This window comes from Enterococcus camelliae, from assembly GCF_042685105.1.
Lineage (GTDB): Bacteria > Bacillota > Bacilli > Lactobacillales > Enterococcaceae > Enterococcus_G > Enterococcus_G camelliae.
Genome location: NZ_JBHUMO010000044.1, coordinates 6,798 through 14,546, shown reverse-complemented (window position 1 = coordinate 14,546; position 7,749 = coordinate 6,798). Strand labels below are relative to the sequence as shown.

Here is a 7,749-nt window from a genome sequence, read left to right as displayed (position 1 = left end):
TCTTCATCAACGTAAGATCGATCAGCTCAATTTAATGAAAAAAAGTATGTTACAAAAAATGTTTGTTTAAAAATAAAAATAACGTTGAATTTCTTATTATATCCTCTACATAATGAATGGACTGCGGTCAAATAATTATGTGGAGGTTTTTTTATGGAAAAGCAGGTAACGTTTCATGAATATTTTAAGGAATGGATTGATTTGTACAAAGTTGGTGCGGTAAGGGAAGTGACTCTATCAAAATACAAGATGAGTTTAAGATGGGTGAAAGAATTAGCACCATCTTTGCTACTTCATGACATAGATCGAAAATCCTATCAAAGCTTATTAAATCAATATGCTTTGACGCACGAACGTCAAACAACCTTAGATTTTCATCATCAATTAAAAGGGGCACTAAGAGATGCATTAGATGAACGTGTTATTTTATCCGATCCAACGAGAAAGGTTGTAATAAAAGGAAAAACACCTCGTCCAAAGAAAGATAAATACTTGAATCAGTTTGATTTACAAAAATTATTGGATACGTTGGAATTAACAGAAAAAGTGACATTTGATTGGTTAATCCTATTAATCGCTAAAACTGGCTTACGTTTTTCTGAAGCGTTAGCACTTACACCTGAGGATTTTAATTTCTTCAATCAGACAGTTTCGGTGACTAAAACTTGGAATTATAAAACAAATGAAGGAGGGTTCATGGGTACAAAAAATGCATCATCAAAAAGACACGTCTCTATTGACTGGAAAACAGGGATGCAGTTTGCTCAATTAATCAAGGATCTTCCACAAGATGAACCTATTTTTGTTGAAGCGAGAGTGTTTAACTCAACTGTTAATAATCTACTCAAGAGATACTGTAAGAAAACCAATATTCCGGTAATTACGATTCATGGATTACGACATACACATGCTTCTTTGTTATTATTTGCTGGTGTTTCAATTGCAAGTGTTGCTCGTAGGTTGGGACATGCGAATATGACCACAACTCAACAAATCTATTTACACATTATTCAAGAATTAGAAAATCAGGATAATGATAAAATTATGCGCTACCTATCTGGTCTTTGACAGATGGGTTTTTGTTATTTTATTAAGAGAATTTATCTAAAACAGATGAAGAACGATAGTTTCATCTAATTGTTTGAAGAATGAGCCTATTTTTTGTTGTTCTCTAATGTCAATAGGTACTTTGACGAGTAACTGTGCAAGTTCATTTGAATTTATAGCTGGATAGCTTGTTCCTGTGCTTCTTTCTAAAACTTTATTTACAAATTTGTCTTCTTGCACTAAAGCCAAAAGAAAGTGACCATTGCCTATAGGTCTCATTTGTGCATAACCTGTAGAAAAAACATAGTTAGCATTGGATAAATCAAAGAGATAATTATTCTTTTGATAAGGACGTACTGTCTGATAAAATACATCATTTTTTTTAGCTAAACGTTGCGCTCTTGAAGGAGCAGAATCTCTATTTTCCGTTCTATGTCCGATCAATTTAGTTCCAACTACAGATTCTAAATCAACATACTCGAATATTTCAGGTAAATTGGATGTAGGATTGAACTCTGCTAACGTATTTAACTTACACTCTTCCCAATAAATTTTAATGAATCAATCATCATTTGTTTCACAATGATACGTAAATGAACGGATAGTTATGCTATAATTTTTGATGAGAAACCGATTTATCATGTATATATATGAAAATATTTCAATAATAAGAACTAGTTTTTTGAAAAATAAAATAACAAAAGTGGGTGAAATGATGGCGCAAATGACAGCCGAGCAAATAATGGAAGATACACTGATTCAGCAACTAATTTCTGGACCTTCGCAATGGGTTTATCGAAATGATTTACATACAGAAGAAGAGCTGTGGGAAAATTTTAAATTAAAACTTGAACGCAACAATCAAGATGTTCTTGGAGAAGTCCCACTATCGGAACAAGAGTTTCGTCAAATTAAAAATCAACTATCATTTGGTAGTTTTTATGAAGCTTCAAAGTGGCTAGTTGGTGAAAATGGTATTGCTAAGGTGCAAGTTCAAAGACAGGATGCAACGTTAGGTACCATTCGGTTGCGGGTTATTAACCGACAAGATGTGGCGGGAGGAATTTCTTCTTATGAGGTCATCAATCAGTTCGTGTCTTCAAAACGAGTCATGGAGGATGCCAATCGCCGCTTTGACGTTACTTTGTTAATTAATGGTTTGCCAATGATTCATATAGAACTAAAAAATCGATCACATTCATATATGGATGCGTTTCGACAAATCAAAAAATACGTTCGAGAAGGGAAATTTACTGGTATCTACTCAACTGTACAGATGTTTGTTGTATCAAATGGTTCAGATTCACGTTACATTGCTGCTGCACAGGATACGAAATTAAATGAGCAATTCTTAACCAAATGGGTCGATCAAGAAAATCAACCTGTGACGGATTACTTGGAATTTGCGAGGGAAGTACTGTCCATTCCAATGGCGCACAAAATGGTGACACAGTACACCGTATTGGACAACGAAAAACGTGCATTAATTTTATTACGTCCATATCAAATTCATGCGATTGAGCAGGTGAAAGAAGCATCCAAACGACAAAAATCTGGTTTTGTTTGGCATACAACAGGTTCGGGGAAAACATTAACTTCCTATAAAGTGGCGCGAAATCTTTTGCAAATTCCTTCATTGCAAAAAACGATTTTTATCGTGGATCGTGTCGATTTGGATCAACAAACAACGAATTCATTTACTTCTTATGCAGAAAATGATGTAATCGAAATTGATGAAACGGATAATGTGAACGATTTAATCAAAAAGTTATTGTCCGATGATCGTACAGTTGTTGTGACCACTATTCAAAAATTAAATTTCGTCATGAAGCGTTTTGCTCAGCAAGAAAAGTCCAAACAATATGAAAAGTTGGTGAACTTAAAAGTAGCGTTTGTTGTCGATGAATGCCACCGTGCAGTTAGTCCAGCGAAAAAAAGAGAAATTGAAGAATTCTTCATCTATTCCTTGTGGTATGGCTTTACAGGAACACCTATTTTTAAAGAAAATGCCAAAACAGCTGTTGGTGATTTACCACGAACTACTGCACAACAATATGGGGATTGCCTTCATGAATACACAGTGAAAGAAGCCATCCATGATAGGGCTGTTTTGGGATTTCAGGTGGAGTATAAGTCCACCTATGCTCAAGATGATTTGGATTGTATTGTTGCCCAATTAGAATCTAAAAATGAACTTGCTATTGCCGACTGGTCGATTCCTGATAAAGAGGCGCGTTTGCCTAAAAACATTTATTTAAAAGAAGAACACATGCTAGAGGTTGTTCGTTCAATTGTAAATAAATCTAGGAATAAATTGGGCTTTATGAAAGGTGTTGGACAAACGTATGATGCCATTTTAACGACTAGTTCGATTGCACAAGCCCAAAAATATTTTGACTTGTTTCAATCTGTTAAAAATGGTGAAAGTAGCATTGTCATAGATAAAGAAGTAAAGCGTGTGCTGCCGGATTTTCCTAAAGTGGCTATTACATATTCGATTTCTGAAAATGAGGAAGCTTCAATAGCGAATCAAGATGAAATGAAAAAGGCGATAACACTTTATAATCAAGAGTTTGGAACAAATTTTACAATTGAGACAATGCGTGCATACAACCGCAATGTAAATGATCGACTAGCTCGAAAAAAAGAAAAATATTTGGTGCGTTCCGAACAATTGGATTTAGTGATTGTTGTAGACCGCTTATTGACAGGGTTTGATGCGCCATGTTTATCAACGTTATTTATTGATCGACAACCAATGAAACCACACGACTTAATTCAGGCTTTTTCGCGGACCAATCGTTTATTTGACAAGTATAAAAAGTATGGTCAAATTGTTACTTTTCAAGCACCTAAAACATTTGAGGAAAAGGTGAAAGAGGCACTTATTCTTTATTCCAATGGGGGACAAAATGAAGTGTTGGCGCCAAGCTGGCAGGAATCTGCCACTTCTTTTTCGGAGACAATTACGGAATTAAAAGAGCTTGTTTCAAACCCCAAAGAATTGAATCTCGAAGGAATGAATCAAGGAGAATTAAAGAGATTCATTAAAGCATTTCAACAATTTGACAAAGCTTATGCGGCAGTTCAAGTATATTCTGAATTTGATATGGATATGATGGGAAGTGAATTTCCTTTTAACCCCAAAGAATATGAGGCGTATCGTGGAAAATATGAAAATGCAATTGAAATAATCAGAATAGGTAGCGACCCTGGTCCTGATGATGTTGAGGTAGATATTGCTTATGAACTAGAGTCGGTAAATACAGAAGAAATTAACTACGAATATATCTTGATGTTAATTCAGGCTTTTGTACCTTCTGGAGATGATGAGTATGAGTTGTTGCCAAAAGAAGATCAGAAAGCAACGGCTGAAATCAACAAATACATTGAAACTTTGCGGAAAAATAATCCTAAATTAGCTGAAGTATTGCAAGAAATTTGGGCGAATATTTTAGAGAATCCTGAAGCATATCGCGATCAAAATGTGTCAAATGTTCTAGAAGATGTTATTCAAAAACAGGAGACAACCGTTATCAAGGGGTTTGCGGATTTTTGGCATGTTGATGAAGAGGAAGTTGCTTATGTGGTTTCCAATTTTAATGAGAAAAACGAGAAGCAACCGGGTGAAAATGAATTGAAAAAAACTGGTAATTATCAAGCCTACCGTGAAGCAAATGATAATCCGGTTACGAAATTAAAGTACGGACGTTCAATGATTCAAAATTTGAATGAGGTCGTTAAGGAAGAGATTTTGCCTTTTCGGAAGAGGTAAAAGATAATAGGAAGACTGCTTGATCAAGATGCTAGGTTATCCGATTAAGTTTGACTAGGAGAAGATTCGATATGTTGGAGTTGTTAAAAAGAAATCATTATGAAAAATTGATGGATTTAACTAGTTCCGCCACTCAGTCAATAGAGTGTGTCTCACCTTATGTAAAGACGGATGCCACTAAATCACTACTTTCATACAAAAAAGCAGCTACTAAACTTTCTTTAGTGACCAATCCATCTTTAAGAAATATTATGTCTCAGTCTTTGGACACTGAGGCATTATCTACTTGGCTAGGAGAAAATGGCCGACTTTTTGGGTATGCGACGTTACATGCAAAAATTTATCTTTTTGACAGAAAGTATGGCATTGTTACTTCAGCTAATTTGACAAATGGTGGACTTCACAGCAACTTGGAATATGGTGTGCTGTTTAATGATCAACAGTTGATTGCCAAACTTGTAAATGACATTGAGGCCATTTATCATGACCCATTAACCAATGAAATAAAACAAGAGTGGTTATCAGAGCTAATGAAGTTTCAGCAAACACTAAAGCCAACGTATTTGACAACAGTGATGTCTGAAGATTCGCCTACAAATTTATTAATGAAAGAAGAGGTCATAAGAACCCAATTAAATGGATGGAAACAAGAAATTTTTGAATTGATAAAAATTCAAGATGATCAATTTACTTTGGCAGATGTGTATCAATATAAGTCGCAAATGCAAATTTTACATCCAAAAAATCAACATATCGAGGAAAAAATGCGTCAAGTATTACAAAATTTGAGAGATTTGGGTATTATAGAATTTGTTGGAAAAGGTATTTATCGGAAAAGTTATTAATATTGAAGGAGACAGGATTTTTTATTTTCTTTCTCGTATTTTAAAACTAGACGTATGATTGAAAAAATGATCTACCCACACCAAAACACAAGGAGGAATTGTGCATGCATCAACTGAAATGTCCCAATTGTGGCAAAGAATTTACCATCGATGAAGCAAGTTATGCGGAAATTTTAAATCAAGTACGGACAAAAGAATTTACCGAAGAGATTCATGAAAAACTCGAACAAATTTCTCAACAACATCGAAGTGAATTGGCATTGGCTGAAGCAAAGGCAGCCAGTGCATTAGATAAAAAACTTTCGCTAAAAGAACAAGAAATTCAAGAATTAAAACACACAATCACGGCCTTTGCAAGTGAGAAAGAGTTGCTGAAGAGTGAGGTTGAAAAGTCCAAGGTGGAAGAGCTCTCGGTAAAAGAGCGAGAAATTGCTACGCTGCACTCAAAAATCAAAGAACTGGAAAATGCGAGCAATGTGCAATTACTGGAAGCCAATGCGCACAAAGAACAGGAAATTGCAGCTTTGCAAACCAAACTCCAATTACAAGAAAAAGAAACAGAACTAGAAAAGACTGCGATTCACCAAAAATATGCAATGGAATTAAAACAAAAAGAAGAGACCATTGCTTTTTACAAGGATTTTAAAGCAAAACAATCGACCAAAATGGTGGGAGAAAGTCTGGAACAACACTGCGAAATAGAGTTTAATCGGCTACGTACGACAGCTTTTCCACGTGCGCAATTTGGAAAAGATAATGATGCACGCACGGGGAGCAAGGGCGATTATATTTATCGCGAATTTGATGAACGAGGCACAGAAATTATTTCCATCATGTTTGAGATGAAAAATGAAGGCGATGAAACGGCTACGAAGAAAAAGAATGAACACTTTTTTAAAGAGTTGGATAAAGATCGCAACGAAAAGCAGTGTGAATATGCCATTCTTGTCACGATGCTGGAAGCAGACAATGAATTGTACAACACTGGGATTGTGGATGTTTCGTATGAGTATGAAAAAATGTATGTCATCCGCCCCCAATTCTTTATTCCAATTATTACCTTACTACGAAATGCAGCGATGAATTCATTACAATACAAGCAAGAAGTTGCATTAATGCGTGAGCAAAATATTGATATCACCAATTTTGAAGAAGAACTTACAGCATTTAAGACTGGTTTTGCAAAAAATTACGAGCTTGCTAGTCGCAAATTTCAAACGGCTATCGATGAAATCGACAAGACAATTACGCATTTGCAAAAAACGAAAGACGCACTGTTGTCATCGGAAAATAATCTTCGCTTAGCCAATAATAAAGCAGACGATTTGACTGTCAAAAAACTTGTGAAAAATAATCCCACAATGAAAGAAAAATTTGATTCATTGGAGAAATAGTGTGGGTAGGTTGTACGACCAAGACACCTACGGAAACCCAACAAAAGACCAATACCACACCTACCTTGTATTCATTAAAGGAGCAAAAAGAAGTATTGAAAGGATTGCCAGAGTTCTATTCACTCGCTTTTTCTACAACAACCAAAGAAAAATAACATGGAATTAGATACAAATAACCATTCAGTATTTCTTCTTTATTATCACCTTGTTTTAGTAACTAAATACCGTAGACAAGTAATTGATGATGAAATATCTGACTATGCTAAATCGACTTTTGAAAGAATTTCAGAATCGTATCACATTATTTTAGTTGAGTGGAATCATGATAGAGATCACGTTCACATTATGTTCAAAGCTCAACCTAAGACAGAATTGACAAAATTCATCAATGCCTATAAAAGTGCTAGCTCACGTTTGATAAAACGTAATTTCCCAAAAGTGAAACAATTTCTTTGGAAAGAAATGTTCTGGTCTAAAAGTTTTTGTCTTTTGACAACTGTCGGTGTACCAATTGGGGTGATTAAGAACTATATTCAAAATCAAAAAAATAATCATAAGTAGAGAGTTGGTGAATTTTATGGAACGACTAAAAGCATATAAATTCAGACTCTATCCAACAGAAGAGCAAGAGCTCTTCTTTGCCCAATCTTTTGGCTGTGTCCGTAAGGTCTACAATCTAATGCTTAAC

8 protein-coding genes are annotated in these 7,749 nt (G+C 35.1%); 7 read left to right on the top strand and 1 reads right to left on the bottom strand.

Annotated features, from left to right (window positions below; genetic code table 11):
• The first annotated feature begins 153 nt into the window (after window positions 1-153).
• The gene (locus ACFSR0_RS07080) at window positions 154-1,068 is read left to right on the top strand and encodes a site-specific integrase (RefSeq protein WP_379981299.1); all 915 of its coding nucleotides are present in this window, start codon (window positions 154-156) and stop codon (window positions 1,066-1,068) included.
• A 36-nt stretch (window positions 1,069-1,104) separates the two neighbouring features.
• On the opposite strand, the gene ACFSR0_RS07075 is transcribed toward ACFSR0_RS07080, so the two are convergent.
• The gene (locus ACFSR0_RS07075; RefSeq protein ID WP_379981297.1) at window positions 1,105-1,491 is read right to left on the bottom strand and encodes a restriction endonuclease subunit S; all 387 of its coding nucleotides are present in this window, start codon (window positions 1,489-1,491) and stop codon (window positions 1,105-1,107) included.
• A 271-nt stretch (window positions 1,492-1,762) separates the two neighbouring features.
• Here ACFSR0_RS07075 and ACFSR0_RS07070 point away from each other — a divergent pair, with 271 nt between their 5' ends.
• The 6 genes from ACFSR0_RS07070 to ACFSR0_RS07045 all read left to right on the top strand — a co-directional run.
• Window positions 1,763-4,822, top strand: a complete 3,060-nt coding sequence (locus ACFSR0_RS07070; protein ID WP_379981295.1) for a type I restriction endonuclease subunit R — start codon at window positions 1,763-1,765, stop codon at window positions 4,820-4,822.
• Between the two features lie 71 nt (window positions 4,823-4,893).
• Window positions 4,894-5,667: a phospholipase D-like domain-containing protein gene (locus ACFSR0_RS07065; protein WP_379981293.1), complete on the top strand. Its 774-nt coding sequence runs from the start codon at window positions 4,894-4,896 to the stop codon at window positions 5,665-5,667.
• Between the two features lie 104 nt (window positions 5,668-5,771).
• Window positions 5,772-7,061 carry a DUF2130 domain-containing protein gene (locus tag ACFSR0_RS07060; protein WP_379981291.1) on the top strand — a complete coding sequence of 430 codons (1,290 nt, stop codon included), beginning with the start codon at window positions 5,772-5,774 and terminating at the stop codon, window positions 7,059-7,061.
• Window positions 7,061-7,216: a hypothetical protein gene (locus tag ACFSR0_RS07055; protein WP_379981289.1), complete on the top strand. Its 156-nt coding sequence runs from the start codon at window positions 7,061-7,063 to the stop codon at window positions 7,214-7,216. Before ACFSR0_RS07060 ends, ACFSR0_RS07055 begins: the two co-directional genes overlap by 1 nt.
• Before the next feature lies 1 nt (window position 7,217).
• Window positions 7,218-7,622 carry an IS200/IS605 family transposase gene (gene tnpA, locus ACFSR0_RS07050; RefSeq protein ID WP_379981287.1) on the top strand — a complete coding sequence of 135 codons (405 nt, stop codon included), beginning with the start codon at window positions 7,218-7,220 and terminating at the stop codon, window positions 7,620-7,622.
• Between the two features lie 16 nt (window positions 7,623-7,638).
• A partial coding sequence (locus tag ACFSR0_RS07045) for a helix-turn-helix domain-containing protein (protein ID WP_379981660.1) occupies window positions 7,639-7,749 on the top strand: 111 nt, incomplete at its 3' end.

Bases quoted from the DNA above. Each gene is read 5' to 3' on its own strand.
- ACFSR0_RS07080 (WP_379981299.1), top strand. From the start codon at position 154: ATGGAAAAGCAGGTAACGTTTCATGAATATTTTAAGGAATGGATTGAT.
- ACFSR0_RS07070 (WP_379981295.1), top strand. From the start codon at position 1,763: ATGGCGCAAATGACAGCCGAGCAAATAATGGAAGATACACTGATTCAG.
- ACFSR0_RS07065 (WP_379981293.1), top strand. From the start codon at position 4,894: ATGTTGGAGTTGTTAAAAAGAAATCATTATGAAAAATTGATGGATTTA.
- ACFSR0_RS07060 (WP_379981291.1), top strand. From the start codon at position 5,772: ATGCATCAACTGAAATGTCCCAATTGTGGCAAAGAATTTACCATCGAT.
- tnpA (WP_379981287.1), top strand. From the start codon at position 7,218: ATGGAATTAGATACAAATAACCATTCAGTATTTCTTCTTTATTATCAC.